The sequence below is a fragment of the Pseudomonas sp. B21-032 genome (genome assembly GCF_024748965.1).
GTDB lineage: Bacteria > Pseudomonadota > Gammaproteobacteria > Pseudomonadales > Pseudomonadaceae > Aquipseudomonas.
The window spans coordinates 2,884,359-2,900,041 of sequence record NZ_CP087180.1 but is presented as its reverse complement, the minus strand read 5'-3'; the positions used below and the strand labels follow the sequence as shown (position 1 = coordinate 2,900,041).

Below are 15,683 nucleotides of genomic sequence, written 5' to 3'. Positions count from 1 at the left end.
CGTCGCCAAGCCCCTCAACTTCGGCACCGCCCTGCCGTCATGGGGTCAGCTATTCCGTACCTTTCGCCTGGGCGGCGCGCCAAGCGAGATCTGCGTTGCTGCATCAAGGCGTCCGCCAGGAGCGGCCTGCTGCATCCCCAGCAGTCGCACAGCGGTCGGATTATCCTTGCCAAGCGGCAAATAAGAGGGTTGATCGCGTTTGTGGGCGAACTGCCATCATAAGATAGGCATAATGAGGCTATTGCCTAGCCTCTCGGATTGGTCGCTGCCCGATGATTGCCCTGTTCGTCCTACTCGCCGCCTTACCCTGCCTGACTCTGCTGTGGGTACTGCACCGCCAGCGCCAGGAGTACTGTGCTCTGCTGGCGGAGTTGGACGTGGGGGTATTGCAACTGGCCCGCAATGGCCGAGTGTGTTGGCATAACCCGGCAGCGGCCGAATTGCTCGGTTATGTCAGCACTCCGCTACTGGGCCTGCGTCTGCGAGAACGCTTGCCTCAGTTGCCCGCGCCAGCCGGCACGGTGCAGGTCACGGGCGACGATGGCCAACTACGCGCGCTACACATTAGCCAGCAAAGCGCGACCAATACAACGCCATGGCTGCTGATCCGTCCGATTTTGGTTGAGGCCGAACGCTTTCAGCGAAGCCAGTACTTCGCCCGCATCGGTACCTGGGACTGGGACATCGACACCAACCATCTGTACTGGTCCGACGCCATCTTCGGCATGTTCGGCTATTCGGTCGACGAAGTGACACCAAGCTACGAGCTGTTCTGCAACGCGGTTCATCCTGACGATCGGGCTCGAGTGCGCGCCGGCGAATTACGCTGCATCGAAACCGGCGAGAACCACGACGAGGAGTATCGGGTAGTCTGGCCGGACGGTACGCTGCACTGGCTGCGCGAGACCGGAAACGTGGTCAAGGACGAATTTGGCGCGCCCATCAAGATGATGGGCGTGGTGCGCGATATCACCGAGGAGAAAGCCTGGGCCAATCAATTGCACCGGCTAGCACACCATGACCCGCTAACCGGCCTGCCCAACCGCTTAGTGTTCGAGGAGCGCCTAGAAGGCGCCCTGGCTTTGGCTCGGCGCAACCACAGCCGCGTTGCACTGGTGTTCATCGACCTCAACGGATTCAAGGCGATCAACGACAGCCTTGGCCACGCGGCCGGCGACCAGGTACTGAAGACCACCGCGACCCGCCTGCACGAAACACTGCGCAACTCGGATAGCGTGGCGCGGCTTGGAGGTGACGAGTTTGTCACCGTGCTCGAAGGTCTATCGGCCGAGCGAGCCCCCGAAGACGAGGCCCGGGTGATCGCGGAGAGGTTGCTAGTATCGTTGGACGCACCAATCAGCGTGGGTAACACGCGGCAGCGGGTCGGAGTCAGCCTGGGCATCGCCCTCTTCCCCGATCACGCGCAGACGCGCGACCAACTGATTCATGTCGCCGATTTGGCGATGTATGAGGCTAAGCGCAGCGGCGACAACCAGTACCGCCTGGGCCAGTCGCAAGTCACCTCAGTACGGGGCGGGAAGTAATCGTACCCCTATTATTCTTCTAATCTAAACGGCCGCTATGGGTCGAAAGCTGCCATTCGCGACAGACCGCTTTCGACCCATAGCTGCCGGTGGTGAAGGAAAGCAATCGGCCAAGAGTGGGCATTCGGATCCAGGTCAGTCCCGGCCAACTCGAATGAGCGAGACCCGAGCGTTTTGCTGGTCGGCCAGACGGGCTGCAACCACGCCCCCCGTCGTGCCGACACCACAGACTATGAAATCGAAGTTCCGATCACACAGATGATCCATGCGTCGATTCCGTATCGATGCAGAGTGAAATTCATGAGCGCTCAGGCGTGTCGGTGAGCAGCGATCACTGCTCGCCAACGCTGCTTACCGCCTTGAGAATCACCTTGGCCACTTCGCCAGGCTGTGACTGCTGCGGCACATGGCTGGCGCGCAGTTCGGTCAGGGTGGCGCCGATACGCTTGGCACTGGAGCGCTGGACGTCGGGGTGGATCATGCGATCGTCAGTGGCGAGCAGGTACCAGGACGGCTTGGTCTTCCAGGCAGCGACCGTGGTCCGATCATCGAAGGCCGATGCCTTGATCGGGCCTTGGGTAGCGGTCATCACCGCGGTTTGTGCCGCCGGGAGATCCTGGGCGAAGTCCTTGGCCATGCCTTCTGACGTCAGGTAGAGGAAACCGTTGCCGTCTGCCTTGATCTGGCTGATGCCAGGCGGGGTAGGCGCGCCCTTGCCCTGTTCGCCACTGAACTGGCCTGCATCAGGTGCGAAGGCGGCGACGTACACCAGGGCGCTGACTTTCTCATGGGCGCCGGCTTCGCTGATCACGGTGCCGCCCCAGGAGTGGCCGACCAGCACCACGTTGCCTGACTGGTTGTTCAGCACGCGCTGCGTGGCGGCAACGTCGTCGGCCAGCGAGGTCAGCGGGTTTTGCACCACCGTCACCGCCACCCCTTCAGCCTGCAGATACGGCACCACCTTGGCCCAGTCAGAGCCGTCGGCGAAGGCGCCGTGTACGATGACCACCGAAGGCGTTGCCTCGGCAGCCTGGCTGACACTCATCATAAGGGTGCTGGTCAGGGCGAAGGCGGCGGTGACGAGTTGCGACTTGAATGCTTTCATGGGCTGAACTCCTGTGTTGGGAGTTCAAATTCTGCGGACCCACATGCTTGGCGGGTATCGGTCATTTATCCGACCCTGGGGCTTTTTTCATGGATAGCGCGCTACGATTCGACATCTCATTGAGCGGCGCACTGGGGGCTATCTCCCAGGTCGGCGACCTCAGCATGGGCCAGCCCCTTGGCCACTCCCAACGTGTTGCCCGCCTGGCGCAGATGCTGGCCCGCGCCATGCACGGCGAAGGCGAGCATCTGATGACAGCGCAGCAGGTCGCCTTGCTGCGCTGGTCCGGCTGCACCGCCAACGCCGATGGCTTCGCCCATCTGCTGGGCAATGATGTCGATGGCCGCCGCGCGATGCTCGACCAGACCCTGGGCGCCGAACAGATGAACGCCGTGCATCAAGCGGCACCGCTCGCCGTGGTGCACTGCGAGGTGTCTGGCCAGATCGCGAAAACGCTCGAACTTGGCGCAGCGGTCGAAGCCGGCTTGTGCCGGATATTCGAAACCTATTACGGAACCGGCAGGCCGTTTGGTGTGAGCCATGCGCACATTCCGGACGCGGCCTACCAGGTGATACTGGCCGGAGACCTGGACATTCTCAGCCGCGCCCATGGCCTAGACACGGCGCTGAGCTGGATCAACGAACAGGCCGACCGCCGCTACCCCGTCACCCTCGCCGCCTTGCTGGTGCGCAATGCCAAGGCATGGTTAGCGGAACTGGAAACAACGCCCGGTGGGCTGGACGACACCCGGCTCGAACGTCCCGTGTCACTGACGCTGGTGGGTGATGTGATCGATCTGAAGTTGCCCTGGCTGGCAGGTTACTCCCGGCAGGTGGCGCAGATTGCCGTCGAGGCCGCCCGCTTGTGGGGACTGCCAGAGCCCGACCAGACGGAGATTGGCAAAGCCGCGCTGATCCATGGCCTGGGGCGGGCAGCCGTCTCCAATCAATTGTGGAACACCGCGGGGCCGCTACCCTACGGCGCCACAGAACGTATCCACCTCGTCCCTTACTGGACGCACAAGGCATCACGGCAGATCACTGAGCTGACCATCCCTGGCGAAATTGCCGCCCATGCCTACGAACGGCTCGACGGCAGCGGCTACTTTCGCGGTGCGTCGGCCGATGCCCAGTGCGCCGCGTATCGCTTGCTCGCCAGCGCTGTCGCCTGGGTAGCGTTAAGAAGCGCCAGGCCCTGGCGACCCGCCCATAGCGAATCGGAGGCGGCGCGGCTGCTCAAACAGGACGCCAGCCGCGGCCTGTTTGACGCTGAAATCTGCGCAGCGGTAATCGCTGCCGCACGTGGCGAACGCCGACTGCCTCAGCCGAAAAGCGCGCTGCTCACCACCCGCGAGTGCTCCATCCTCATGGAAATCAGCCGTGGCGCCAGCAACAAGGAAGTGGCGCGGCGACTGGAAATCAGCCCGAGTACCGTACGCACCCACATGGAAAGCATTTTCCGCAAGCTGGGTTGCTCCACCCGCGCGGCCGCCACCTTGAAGGGGCTGACCCTGGGCTTGATCGCCTGATAGCAGGCGCTTGGGGGCAATCGGTAAATTATCATAGCTGGTCTTTGCTCGGCAGATTGCCGCGGGCCAGGGCAGTGAATGCCTTGAGCGCAGCGGAGGGGTTGCGCCGGTTCGGGTAGTACAGGCACAGGTTGTCTCTGGGCGGCGTCCACTCTTCCAGCACCCGCTCGAACTGTCCGGCGTCGAGTTCAGCCTGAACGTCCTGCTGCATAAAAAAGCCCAGCCCCACGCCTTCCTGCACCACCGCCTTGGCGACACTTGGCTCGTCCAGGGTGAGCTGGCCAGTCACATCAAGCCGGGTCACCTCCCCCGCGCGTTCAAAATGCCAGGGGTAGATCGCCCCATTGGGTAGGCGGATGCGCATGCACTGATGCTGGAGCAGGTCCGCCGGGCTACGCGGCCGGCCGTGCTTGGCGAAGTAGGCGGGGGAGCCGACCACGGCATAGCATTGCGGCTGGCCGAGCGGAATAACGATCATATCGCTGGGCACAAGATTCGCAGAACGTACGCCCAGATCGAAACCGTCCGCGACTATGTCCACCAGGCGGCCTTCGGTCACCAGATCGATATGCACCTTCGGGTAACGCTGCAGAAACTCCAGCACCAGCGGCAGCAACGCGGCGCGGGCGGCACTGGCGAAGGCATTGATGCGCAACACGCCTGACGGCCCGGCATTGTGCGAACGCACCGCTTCCAGCGCCACACGCACTTCCTGCAGAGCCGGACCGACCTGCTCCAGGTACATAGCCCCCGCCTCGGTCAGAGACACGCTGCGGGTGGTGCGATTGAACAGCCGTGTTTCGAGGCTCGCCTCCAGCTTGGCAATGGTGTTGCTCAATGCCGTGGTCGAAACATCCAGATCAATGGCTGCCTGTCGAAACGACGCCCTCCGCGCCACGGCCAGTACAGCTTCCAGCTCATTGAGACCAAGGCGCGAATCTGCCATGTAATTGTCCTTATATTCGGGATAGGTCGTTAATGTCTATCCCAGTTGAGCAAACTATCAACTGAGCGGCAAGATCACAGTCGTAAACCCCAACCCACTGTGAGAGGAGATCAGGCCATGAACCTGCAACTGCCTGACGCCGTACAAACCTACTTCGATGTCAGCAATGGCGGCGACATCTCGCGCCTTGCCGCCTGCTTCTGCGCGGACGCCAGGGTGACCGACGAAAACCGCACGCACCAGGGCATTGCAGCCATCGAAGCCTGGCAACAGGAGGCCCGCCAGGCATTCACCTACAGCGTCGGGCCGCTGGCGGCGACGCAGAATGACGATTCGCTGAGCGTAACGGCGCGTCTGGTCGGTAACTTCCCTGGCAGCCCGCTGCAGCTGAATCATCTATTCCTGCTGCAGAACGGCCAGATCCGCTCACTGGAGATTGCGCCATGAACCTTGATCTTAGCGGCAAGCAAGTGCTGGTCACCGGCGGCACCAAAGGCGTCGGCCGCGCGGTCGTCGAGCTGTTCCTCGCAGAGGGCGCCAAGGTGTTGACCTCGGCTCGGCAGGCAACCAGCGATCTGCCGGCTGAGCTGTTCGTGCAGGCCGACCTCGCGACCCCAGAAGGCTGCGAAACACTGGTAGCCGCAGCTAAGCAACGGCTGGGCAGCATGGACATCATCGTCCACGTCCTGGGTGGTTCGTCGGCACCTAGCGGCGGCTTCGCGGTGTTGGATGACGCGCAGTGGCAACGCGAGCTCGACCTGAACCTGATGCCGGCCGTGCGCCTGGATCGCGCTCTGCTCCCATCGATGCTGCAGCGCAAGAGCGGCGTGATCATCCATGTAACCTCGATTCAGAACTGCCTGCCCTTGCCCGAAGCCACTACGGCTTACGCAGCGGCCAAGGCGGCGCTGTCGACCTACAGTAAAAGCCTGTCGAAAGAAGTCTCGCCACAAGGTGTGCGTGTTGTACGGGTGTCGCCGGGCTGGATCGAGACCGAAGCGTCGGTCGCCTTGGCCGAGCGGCTGGCGCAGGAAGCCGGTACGGACTACGCAGGCGGCAAACGCATCATCATGGATGCACTCGGTGGTATTCCACTCGGCCGCCCTTCCACGCCGTCAGAAGTTGCTGACCTGATTGCCTTCCTGGCATCGCCTCGTGCGGCATCCATTACGGGGAGCGAGTTTGTAATTGACGGCGGGACAGTGCCAACGGCCTAGGTGTAGTTGCTTCGCATAAACGCGTCAACCACCGGAAAAGGGGACATGGAAAAGGGGACAGATTTATTTCCTGCTGACCGTCCCCTATTGGCCGATTGCCGTCCGTCCCGGACGACGGCTATGGGTCGAAAGCGGTCTGTCGCGAATGTCAGCTTTCGACCCGTAACGGACGTTACCGCATTCAGGAAATCAGCCCTGTTTAGCGGCGGGCAACTGGTCATAAATACGATGCAGGTATGCCTGGTAGATGCAAAAAATGACAAGCAACAATCCAGCTCCGGCCTCAGCTTCTGTGGCTAAAAAAGGCTTGATTGAATACGCAGAACGGGATGCGCTTGAAAGACTCCCTGACGCCATCAAGCTCTCCGCTAGCTCTTGAAAATTGTCATGGAGCTGACTAAGCAGAGGTAGAACCGATGAAGAGTCAAAATCTGCATTGACCTAATGGGCGAGCTGATTTCGAATGTTCTTGATCGCTCTGAGGATCGCGGCATCTCTTTTAGAGATTACCGACAGGAGCAACGCGAGCTGGATCCTGGCACCAAACGAGCCGCACGGTGCACGGCCATCGCCGTTAATCCCTAGAAACGAATGTATTTCCTGCTCTGGCCCTGTCAGCGTCATGGATAGAATTTCGACAAGTGCGAGATCGAGAACCGCGCCGGCAGTAATAGCTAGCTCACGCCTCGGCAGTCCTCGATACTCTTCGTAAATTCTATCTGCACCAGGGAACACATCACGCATCCACTGCTCGATTTTCCAGGCCATTTCACCGTAAGCGTCCGGCGAACTCACCTTCCGAACTCCAGCTTTAAGGGCGATGGTGTCCGCGTATTTTTAAGCGGACGCGATCACCCTTATCGCCAGGATTTCCATGCGCCAACGAAGCTCTTATCCGAAACCGTTCAAAGCCCAGGTCGTTCAGGAATGCCTGCAACCTGGCGCATCCATTTCCAGTGTCGCCATCAGCCATGGCATCAATGCCAACGTTATCCGCAAATGGATGCCGCTCTATCGAGATCAGCCCGCAGCGGCTTCACTACCGGCATTCGTCCCGCTTAAAGCCGCACCTAAACGGCCAGCCGAAGCGCCAGTGATCATCGAGTTGCCCATGGCCGGGCAAGTGATCACGGTGAAATGGCCAACCTCAGACCCTGAAGGCTGCGCGCAGTTTATTCGGGCTGTCACTCGATGATCCGTATCGATGCCATCTGGCTGGCCACCGAGCCGATGGACATGCGCGCCGGTACCGAAACCGCATTAGCCCGAGTGATCGCGGTGTTCGGTGCGGCGAAGCCGCACTGCGCTTACCTGTTCGCCAATCGCCGGGCTAACCGGATGAAAGTGCTGGTGCACGATGGCGTCGGCGTCTGGCTTGCAGCGCGTCGACTGAACCAAGGCAAGTTCCACTGGCCCGGCATTCGCCATGGCTGCGAGGTCGAACTCGACAGCGAGCAACTCCAGGCGTTGGTACTGGGTTTGCCGTGGCAGCGAGTCGGCACGGGTGGCGTGATCAGCATGCTGTAATCGCCGGCCATTTGACCGGTCTGCTTGTCGTCGTTTCGGGCCTGCTCTGGCACAATCGGCGGCATGACTTTCTCGCCCAACCTCGACCAGATGACCCCGGAACAGCTCCGTGCCTTGGCGGCACAGGCGCTGCAGTTGCAGTCCCAAGTCGAGGCGATGAGCAGGAAGATCCAGAACGATGAAATCCTCATCGAACAGTTCAAGTTCGAAATCGCCCTGCTCAAGCGCCACAAGTTTGCTAAGCGCAGCGAGCAAATCAGCCCGGCGCAAGGCAGCTTGCTGGATGACCTGCTCGACACAGACCTTGAAGCTATCGAAGCAGAGCTGAAACAGCTCCTCCCAGCTTCGCCACAGGTCGAGCCACGGCAATCCCCGAAACGTGCGCCATTGCCGCCGCAGTTTCCACGCACGGTGATCCGCCACGAACCGGAAAACACTCAGTGCACCTGTGGCTGCCAACTTCAACGCATCGGCGAAGACGTTAGCGAGAAGCTGGATTACACGCCGGGCGTGTTCACTGTCGAGCAACATGTGCGTGGCAAATGGGCCTGCCGTCAGTGCGAGACACTGATGCAGGCGCCGGTGCCGGCGCAGGTTATCGACAAAGGTCTCCCGACCGCAGGGTTGTTGGCCCACGTGATGGTGGCGAAGTTTGCCGACCACTTGCCGCTGTACCGGCAGGAGAAAATCTTTGGCCGCGCGGGGCTGGCAATCGCTCGCTCGACCCTGGCCCAGTGGGTCGGACAAACCGGTGTGCGGCTCCAGCCGCTGGTCGATGCACTGCGTGAAGCCGTTCTGAACCAGGGCGTGATTCACGCTGATGAAACACCGGTGCAAATGCTTGCGCCGGGCGAGAAGAAAACCCACCGAGCCTATGTCTGGGCCTACAGCACGACGCCGTTTTCGGCGCTCAAGGCGGTGGTCTACGACTTCAGCCCAAGCCGTGCTGGCGAACACGCGCGTAACTTCCTGGGCGACTGGAACGGCAAGCTGGTTTGCGATGACTTCGCTGGCTATAAAGCTGGTTTTGAGCAAGGCATCACTGAGATCGGCTGCATGGCCCACGCCCGTCGCAAGTTTTTCGATCTGCATGTGGCGAACAAAAGTCAGCTAGCCGAACAGGCGTTGCACTCGATCAGCGGCCTGTACGAGGTCGAACGCCAGGCGCGGGACATGAGTGATGAAGATCGCTGGCGAATACGTCAGGAAATGGCGGTACCGATCAGTAAAAAACTGCATGACTGGATGTTGGCCCAGCGCGACCTGGTGCCCAACGGATCAGCCACGGCCAAAGCCTTCGATTACAGCCTGAAACGCTGGGTAGCGCTGACGCGCTACCTGGACGATGGAGCTGTGCCCATCGACAACAACCAAGTTGAAAACCAGATACGGCCGTGGGCACTCGGGCGCTCGAACTGGCTGTTTGCCGGATCGCTGCGCAGCGGTAAACGGGCGGCTGCGATCATGAGCTTGATCCAGTCAGCGCGTATGAATGGGCATGATCCATATGCCTATCTCAAAGATGTACTGACGCGGTTGCCGACGCAACGGGCCAGTGAGATCGGGCGACTGTTACCGCATCAGTGGGTGTCTGCCTAACTTACGCAAGGTGAGTTGGGCGGACGCTTACATTTCACCTCCGAAATCCCTATCCGAAAGGCCTTGACTCAACTTCAGATAAGCGGGCCCCATCATGGTCTACCTTGCTTTTTCCCAGTACACGATGTACGCATCTATAGCATGCGGATCTATGACGTCCTCCACGTCCTCAGAATAGTGCCAGGTAGGAGGTTTAGGGCTGGCGAGGCCAGTTGCCATTTAGGAGAAAATGCTCGACCTCAAGAGGGACTTGATAACGACGAGACATACTGCCCTTAGCTCGGTCTGACGCTCGATTATCGGGACGACCGCTTTCGGCCAAAAGCAGACGTTCGGATATAGGGACATTTCCCTTGTTTCTCGATCCCTGTACGCGCCAGCCTCAATGCTGTTTTAAGCTTATGAGTCAGATGCAGGATAAGTTAATGGATGTCGAAATCAAACAAATCTCTCGGCACAAGTGCGCCGATTATGCTCTGCGAAACCGAAATCGGAGCCAAACAAGTTCGCCGTGTGCTTCAAGCCCTTGAATGGGGAGGCACGGCCTGATGCAGGTTTGTTGAAGGCGAACGCCGGGGCCAGCTGGTGAACAACCACAGTCCCTTAGGCCGGCTCTGGCCTGTCACCAAGGGAAGCAGCCGACTTATACCGATCAATCGTGAGCGGCATAAATCGGCCAAATTTCGGTATGCAGCCTGGTGCGTTGCCGCTGTTCCCGCGGTTGGCGGCCAGCAGCGAACACCGGTCACCTGACCGGCCTCAGCTGTTTCTCGGCGTACCTTTGCGCAGCCGCTGACTACCCCCGGGCACTGGATTGCTGCTGCCGGAGTCAGCCAACTGCTGACGCAGCGTTTCGGCGCGGGCCTGCGCAGCGGCTGCTTGCTCACGCGCACTGGCCAACTCGCCATGGGTGCGCTGCAGTTGCTGCTGCAGCTCCTTAAGCTGGCCGCACCGCTCAGCCTGCAGCTGGTGCACTTGTTCCCGCTCGTGTAGCAGTGCCTGCGCCTGGGTCTGCGCGATGCTCCGCTGTTCCCGGGTTTCGGCCAGCTCTGCCTGCCCTGCTAGCAACGTCTGCTGGAAGGTCTGCAAACGGCCATTGGCCTCCTCGAGCTGGGTCGCCAAGGCTTTGCTCTCCTCGCGCGCCCGATCGATCTCCCGATACGCCCGGTCCTCGACGTCGCGGGTGTAGCGCTGCTGCTCTTCGCGTGCCTGCTCGGCCTGCTGGCGACTGTCCTGCAGTTGCTGGCGGACTTCGACCAGTTGCCCGCGCGCTTCGTCGCACTGCCCGAGCAATTCCTCGCGCTGCTGGCGCAGGTCGTCGATCTGCGCCAAGCGCTGGATCAGCAGCTGTTCCAGATCGGCCAACCGAGTTTCGGCGCTCTGCCGCGCCCCCAGCGCCTCGGCGGTCTGTAGCCGGGCCTGTGCGACGTCCAGACGCGCCCTCGCCTCCAGTGCCACCAGTTGCTCGCGTTCCTCCGCCAAAACCTGGCGCTGGCCGGCCAACGCGTATTCGGCCACGCCCTGAGCCAGGGTGGTCGCCTGCTGCCAGATGGCGACGAAGGCCTGTGCCAGTTCCGTCGGCAGGCCGGGCAGCCGGGTTTCACCACGCAAGCGCCCGGCCAGTTGTTCCCACCATTGATCGAGCAAGGAGCCAACCCGCGCTGGACTGCCGCGGCCGAGCTCCAGACGCACCCGCTCGACCGTCGGCCGCTCGCCGCGGGCCAATACCGCGTCCGCCGCGGCGAACACGTCGTTTTCCGGTACACCTACCGCCATGGCCTGCCCTCCGCTATATTAGGTCTGATAATGCAATCTTATCCGACCTTATAAATTGAAAAATCAATAAATAATACGTTGAACGTAATGAATAATACACTTCCGCTCGACGGCCTGCCGAATACCCCGCTGGCGCTGCACAGCTTGGCCGACAGCACCCGCGCCGCCGCTGAGGCTTTCATCTCGGCAGGCACGGCAGCCAATACCGTGCGCAGCTACCAAAGCGCCCTCAGCTACTGGTCCGCCTGGCTTCGATTGCGCTATCACCGGTCGCTTGGCGACGGCGCGCTACCGCCTGATGTCGCGGTGCAATTCATCGTCGATCACCTGGCCCGTCCGGATGGCGATGGCAACTGGAGCCAGTTGCTGCCGCCGCAGCTGGATGCGGCCCTGGTCGCTGCCGGGGTCAAGGGCAAACTCGGCGCCCTGGCGTTCAACACGGTCAGCCACCGCCTGGCAGTGCTAGCTAAGTGGCACCGCCTCAACGCGTGGGACAATCCTTGCGAGGCCTCAGCGGTAAAGACCCTTTTGCGTGAAGCGCGCAAGGCCCAGGCCCGTCAAGGCGTGGCGCTGCGCAAGAAAACCGCGGTAGTGCTCGAGCCGCTGCAGGCGATGCTCGCCACCTGCAGTGATGGCGTGCGCGGCGTGCGCGATCGCGCCCTGCTCCTGCTGGCCTGGAGCGGTGGCGGTCGGCGCCGTTCGGAGGTGGTGGGTCTGCAGGTCGAGGATTTGCGTCGACTGGATGCGGACACCTGGCTGTACGCCCTCGGTGCCACCAAGACCGATACCGGCGGAGTGCGTCGAGAGAAACCGCTGCAAGGACCGGCGGCGCAGGCACTGAGCGCCTGGCTGACTGCGGCACCCGCAAGCAGCGGGCCGCTGTTTCGTCGCCTGTTTAAAGGAGGGCGAGTCGGTAGCGCCGGGCTGTCCGGCGATCAGGTCGCGCGCATCGTTAAGCGCCGTGCGCAACTCGCCGGCCTGGAGGGCGACTGGGCAGCGCACAGTCTGCGTTCTGGCTTTATCACCGAGGCCGGGCGCCAAGGCGTGCCACTGGGTGAGGTGATGGCCATGACCGAACACCGAAGCGTGACCACAGTAATGGGCTATTTTCAGGCAGGTGCTTTGCTGGAGAGCCGTGCCAGCCAATTGTTTGGCGACCCCCCGGTAGCCGGGGCAATGGGCGAAGCACTCACTGCAGACAACCAACGCGCCCACCTCGAAGAGTGATAGCCGACACCGGCCTATCGGCGATATGGGTCATGTCGGCACAGTATTGATTTATTCCCAGTCGCCTCTTTGCGAAATATCATGGTTGTTCCAGCAATCATGCCGGCATCACACCTGCCACAACCTTGTTTCCAATAAGTAGCTGCAGCTCAGCTTAACTGCGCTCGAATACTATAAACAACGTCATCTAGCATCTTCACACGATGGTGTAGTTCAACGATTTGACGGTTAAGCTTAACAACTTTTTTCTTAAGTTGACCCTCGTTGTGCTCCGACCGATACAATTCACTTGCCAGTAACCCAATTTTTGTTTGCAGCTCTGCAGGATCCGATGATAATCCTGCCTGGTCTGGCTCGTACGGAATTTCAAGCATGAGCCCGCAGTTTGTACACGAATATCGTATGCCGCCTTTTGAGTTGATGCCCAGCTCTACAGACAGCTTGGATAGATCGCGAATTGATCGGGATCCTGAGCTAAAATCCGAAGTGCCGACTTCCCCATCGATAGAGTACTCTTTCTCAGCCGAGTTATTCGCAGAACACTTGTTCTTAGCCGCATCTTCAAGGAGTGATAGTTTTAAATACAACTCTGGAATGATGTACAACATTAGCCGTTCAAGCTCAGTCGCCAATTGGTAGTGGCTCATCTCTGAGAACGAAATACGCAATTCAGCTAGTGCCTGTCTGCTCCCATAATTTGGTGCATTTTGACTAAGGAGTACAGGACGTTGAATGTTAGCTTCAATCTCTCTAAGTCTAGATGCGATCGCAGGCTTGTAGAATGCAGCACTCAGTTCTTTCTGGACGTTGCTTAATGTTACCTTAGCACCTGAGCGAATAATTTTTGCACGAGCCTTGATAATAGTGTAATAGCTTGGAATCATGTCACACCTCTCTAAAATAATGCACGCACGACCTAAAACTGGCAAGCTCAATTCATTCCGCTAAATCACTAGGATTTCGTTTTTGAAAAACGTCGAGGCGCGGACCTCAGAAGGGTTCAGAATGACAAAGAGTGGGCCGTGTGACGTATAGCGAGCTATCCTAATATCGGGTCTCTCCTTCTGGCATGAACGACGGAAGCTCAATGGAGTTCTTCTCAAATATACCATCTTGTTCACCCGAGGCGAAAACGACTTCTTCTCACTACAGATGACCAAAAAATTCTTGCCCCTAGTAACCATGAATTGCAATTCACCTAGAATATGCAAAAAAAACAACGTAAGTTCTTGTGGCTTGCTCGTTCGCCCGAGAGGAGAAACGATGTCCTCTAAATTACTGATTCCAGAATTTCGGCAACTCCAAAACGACAGATTACTCGGCCAGGATTTATTGTCCAATTTCAAACGCAATAGAGCATAAGCCAACGAAACAGGACAAAAAGTGTACTCACCAGTCACGTCCATAAAAGGGTCCGTGAGCGCATCTATTATCTGCATGCAAGGGAAGTGTTTTGAAAGATATTTAACCTCTAAGTCTCGACATGCTTCAGCGACTGTTTTCTGACGCACCGCAAAATTAAGACCGTCCCTTTCGGAAATATAACCAGGGTGGTGAAGCCAATAGGTTGGGGTCGACGCTACTAAACATTTCGCCAGCCGTTCCGGGCTCGCCATCCCCACTTTATATTCCAGCGGCTCAGTCAAAATCTGTCTATATTTTTCTGAGGCGTAGTAGTCGAATACGATTTGATCTGCCCCTCCGGCAAATGGTGCAATCTCTCGATACCATGATGCCACTTGATCTCCACATCGGCTGATCGCTCTCCGCAAAGAAAGATTCTGGCACATTCTAATCTCCCGTGATGTGTCCGCGATGCTAAAACCACAGGCACTGCACCTGCTCCGGGCCTTAGCGATTGAGCCTCGAGTGATAAATCCTTGTAAAAAACCTTCCCTGCATTGATCACACGTCGGCTGCAGTGCTCGTTTATGAAGGTTGCAAACTGAATGATGAGCGATCAAGTTAAAAACAGAGTGGTAGTTAAACTCAGCACACTCAGCACAGAATAGAAACTCTTTTTTTATGTCTCGCTTAAACGCTGAGGGCACATAGTGCTCAATACGATTGAGCTTAGTGACACCCAACTGGGACAAGACACCATCCATATATACTGCACCAGTAGCTTTGGATGTATTACTCGACCGGGTTAGAAGCGTATTAAGCCGTGGAATTTCAATAAAATTAAAATACGAAGCCTTGACAAGTATGGAAGTCGTTGACTCGTAGGGGAGGACACCATAATTAGGATAGCAAAGGCTACTCATACATCACCTTGGTCAATCTTTCGACAAAATTGTTCAAAGTTACTTTCCCTTACCGCTTCAGAAATTAAGTCCTGCGGTGCATTTAAGGACTCATTGTCTTCGTGGCTAAAAATCAAGAAAAGGTAGGATACAACTTGAGTGACGTGTTCCATTGGTAAGTTCTGCACATACTTTCCACTCGCGACTCGAGACATTTCCCGCCAGATGTCGTCAGCAAGGCTGCTCATACGAAAGCCTCCGCTATAAGCACGCGGTATAGAGCTTTTAGTGTAACTACTGGTAGATCCTTCGGCACACTCATCATCGTAAAGCGCTAAGACCGTTGATAGATTTCTGAGGCTAGTGACACCGAACAGAGGCTTTATGTCACTCAAGAACCGTCCAATCATATGTTGAAAGTCATTTTCAAGAAATTCAACAACCCTTTTCTCAATGCTCGGCATCGCGAACGATATCACGGTTAGTGTTATCGAATTCATCCTCAGAGTATTATACAAGTCGGCCAACTGATCAAAATCTCTAGCAGAAAGACGCTGAAGCTCGTCTATGATCAAGACTATTTGCTTGGCTTTCCTCTCGGCCGCACGATGCTTCAATCTTTCAATCAGCATCGCCTGGCGCTGAATAAATGTGGCACGAGGTTTAGGGTTCAATCGCTCCAGTTCAATCAGCTGATGAATGATGGATGAATATTGCTGATTAAGGTCCTTATTAGTTGCCACAATCATGAACGTGTATACTTTTGGAAATTTTTTTGGAATCTCTTTCACAAGGGCTTCACAGCACCGTGTCTTTCCAATTCTCGGCTCCCCAGTAAACACTACCCCAGTTTTTCTCATTAGCACTTTGAAGCAGGCATTTTGCACTACAGCCATTACCGTTGGTGTATTCAATAAATACTCAGTGCTGAGTATTGGATGTTCATAATCCATACCCCACCCTCCCT

General features: G+C 58.0%; 15 protein-coding genes and 1 pseudogene. 9 read left to right on the top strand and 7 right to left on the bottom strand.

Annotation, left to right across the window (positions count from 1 at the left end; all coding sequences use genetic code 11):
• The first annotated feature begins 272 nt into the window (after window positions 1-272).
• Entirely contained in the window at window positions 273-1,544 is a 1,272-nt protein-coding gene (locus LOY54_RS13170) for a diguanylate cyclase domain-containing protein (protein ID WP_258610647.1), read from the top strand.
• A gap of 331 nt (window positions 1,545-1,875) precedes the next feature.
• Here the strand turns inward: LOY54_RS13170 and LOY54_RS13165 are convergent, their stop codons facing one another.
• A complete protein-coding gene (locus LOY54_RS13165; protein WP_258610646.1) occupies window positions 1,876-2,649 on the bottom strand; it encodes an alpha/beta hydrolase in 774 nt (257 codons plus the stop codon).
• Between the two features lie 89 nt (window positions 2,650-2,738).
• On the opposite strand from LOY54_RS13165, the gene LOY54_RS13160 reads away from it, so the two are divergent.
• The gene (locus tag LOY54_RS13160) at window positions 2,739-4,178 is read left to right on the top strand and encodes an HD domain-containing phosphohydrolase (RefSeq protein ID WP_258610645.1); all 1,440 of its coding nucleotides are present in this window, start codon (window positions 2,739-2,741) and stop codon (window positions 4,176-4,178) included.
• A 31-nt stretch (window positions 4,179-4,209) separates the two neighbouring features.
• Here LOY54_RS13160 and LOY54_RS13155 read toward each other — a convergent pair whose 3' ends face one another.
• On the bottom strand, window positions 4,210-5,124 hold the full coding sequence (locus tag LOY54_RS13155) for a LysR family transcriptional regulator (RefSeq protein ID WP_258610644.1): 915 nt from the start codon (window positions 5,122-5,124) through the stop codon (window positions 4,210-4,212).
• A gap of 117 nt (window positions 5,125-5,241) precedes the next feature.
• Between LOY54_RS13155 and LOY54_RS13150 the strand changes: the two genes are divergently transcribed.
• Together LOY54_RS13150 and LOY54_RS13145 are read left to right on the top strand one after the other, a co-directional pair.
• Window positions 5,242-5,571, top strand: coding sequence for a nuclear transport factor 2 family protein (locus LOY54_RS13150; RefSeq protein ID WP_258610643.1), 330 nt, complete (start codon window positions 5,242-5,244; stop codon window positions 5,569-5,571).
• Entirely contained in the window at window positions 5,568-6,341 is a 774-nt protein-coding gene (locus LOY54_RS13145) for an SDR family oxidoreductase (RefSeq protein ID WP_258610642.1), read from the top strand. Before LOY54_RS13150 ends, LOY54_RS13145 begins: the two co-directional genes overlap by 4 nt.
• 441 nt (window positions 6,342-6,782) lie before the next feature.
• Here the strand turns inward: LOY54_RS13145 and LOY54_RS13140 are convergent, their stop codons facing one another.
• Window positions 6,783-7,136 (bottom strand): hypothetical protein, encoded by a 354-nt coding sequence (locus LOY54_RS13140; RefSeq protein WP_258610641.1) that lies wholly within the window; start codon window positions 7,134-7,136, stop codon window positions 6,783-6,785.
• 79 nt (window positions 7,137-7,215) lie between these two features.
• Here LOY54_RS13140 and tnpA point away from each other — a divergent pair, with 79 nt between their 5' ends.
• The 4 genes and pseudogenes from tnpA to LOY54_RS13120 all read left to right on the top strand — a co-directional run.
• Window positions 7,216-7,536 (top strand): IS66-like element accessory protein TnpA, encoded by a 321-nt coding sequence (tnpA, locus tag LOY54_RS13135; RefSeq protein WP_258608021.1) that lies wholly within the window; start codon window positions 7,216-7,218, stop codon window positions 7,534-7,536.
• A complete protein-coding gene (tnpB, locus tag LOY54_RS13130; RefSeq protein ID WP_232893846.1) occupies window positions 7,533-7,868 on the top strand; it encodes an IS66 family insertion sequence element accessory protein TnpB in 336 nt (111 codons plus the stop codon). The genes tnpA and tnpB overlap by 4 nt, the downstream gene beginning before the upstream one ends.
• Before the next feature lie 63 nt (window positions 7,869-7,931).
• On the top strand, window positions 7,932-9,467 hold the full coding sequence (tnpC, locus tag LOY54_RS13125) for an IS66 family transposase (RefSeq protein WP_258608024.1): 1,536 nt from the start codon (window positions 7,932-7,934) through the stop codon (window positions 9,465-9,467).
• A 426-nt stretch (window positions 9,468-9,893) separates the two neighbouring features.
• A pseudogene (locus tag LOY54_RS13120) lies at window positions 9,894-10,016 on the top strand (antitoxin Xre/MbcA/ParS toxin-binding domain-containing protein); the annotation flags it as partial.
• Window positions 10,017-10,226: 210 nt separating this feature from the next.
• Here LOY54_RS13120 and LOY54_RS13115 read toward each other — a convergent pair.
• Window positions 10,227-11,243, bottom strand: a complete 1,017-nt coding sequence (locus tag LOY54_RS13115) for a DNA-binding protein (protein ID WP_258610640.1) — start codon at window positions 11,241-11,243, stop codon at window positions 10,227-10,229.
• A gap of 87 nt (window positions 11,244-11,330) precedes the next feature.
• Between LOY54_RS13115 and LOY54_RS13110 the strand changes: the two genes are divergently transcribed.
• Window positions 11,331-12,470: a site-specific integrase gene (locus tag LOY54_RS13110; RefSeq protein ID WP_258610639.1), complete on the top strand. Its 1,140-nt coding sequence runs from the start codon at window positions 11,331-11,333 to the stop codon at window positions 12,468-12,470.
• Between the two features lie 149 nt (window positions 12,471-12,619).
• On the opposite strand, the gene LOY54_RS13105 is transcribed toward LOY54_RS13110, so the two are convergent.
• From LOY54_RS13105 to LOY54_RS13095, 3 genes are all read right to left on the bottom strand, one after another.
• Window positions 12,620-13,354, bottom strand: coding sequence for a hypothetical protein (locus LOY54_RS13105; protein WP_258610638.1), 735 nt, complete (start codon window positions 13,352-13,354; stop codon window positions 12,620-12,622).
• 60 nt (window positions 13,355-13,414) lie between these two features.
• A complete protein-coding gene (locus LOY54_RS13100) occupies window positions 13,415-14,209 on the bottom strand; it encodes a hypothetical protein (RefSeq protein ID WP_258610637.1) in 795 nt (264 codons plus the stop codon).
• A gap of 524 nt (window positions 14,210-14,733) precedes the next feature.
• Window positions 14,734-15,669, bottom strand: a complete 936-nt coding sequence (locus tag LOY54_RS13095) for an ATP-binding protein (RefSeq protein WP_258610636.1) — start codon at window positions 15,667-15,669, stop codon at window positions 14,734-14,736.
• Window positions 15,670-15,683 lie beyond the last annotated feature (14 nt).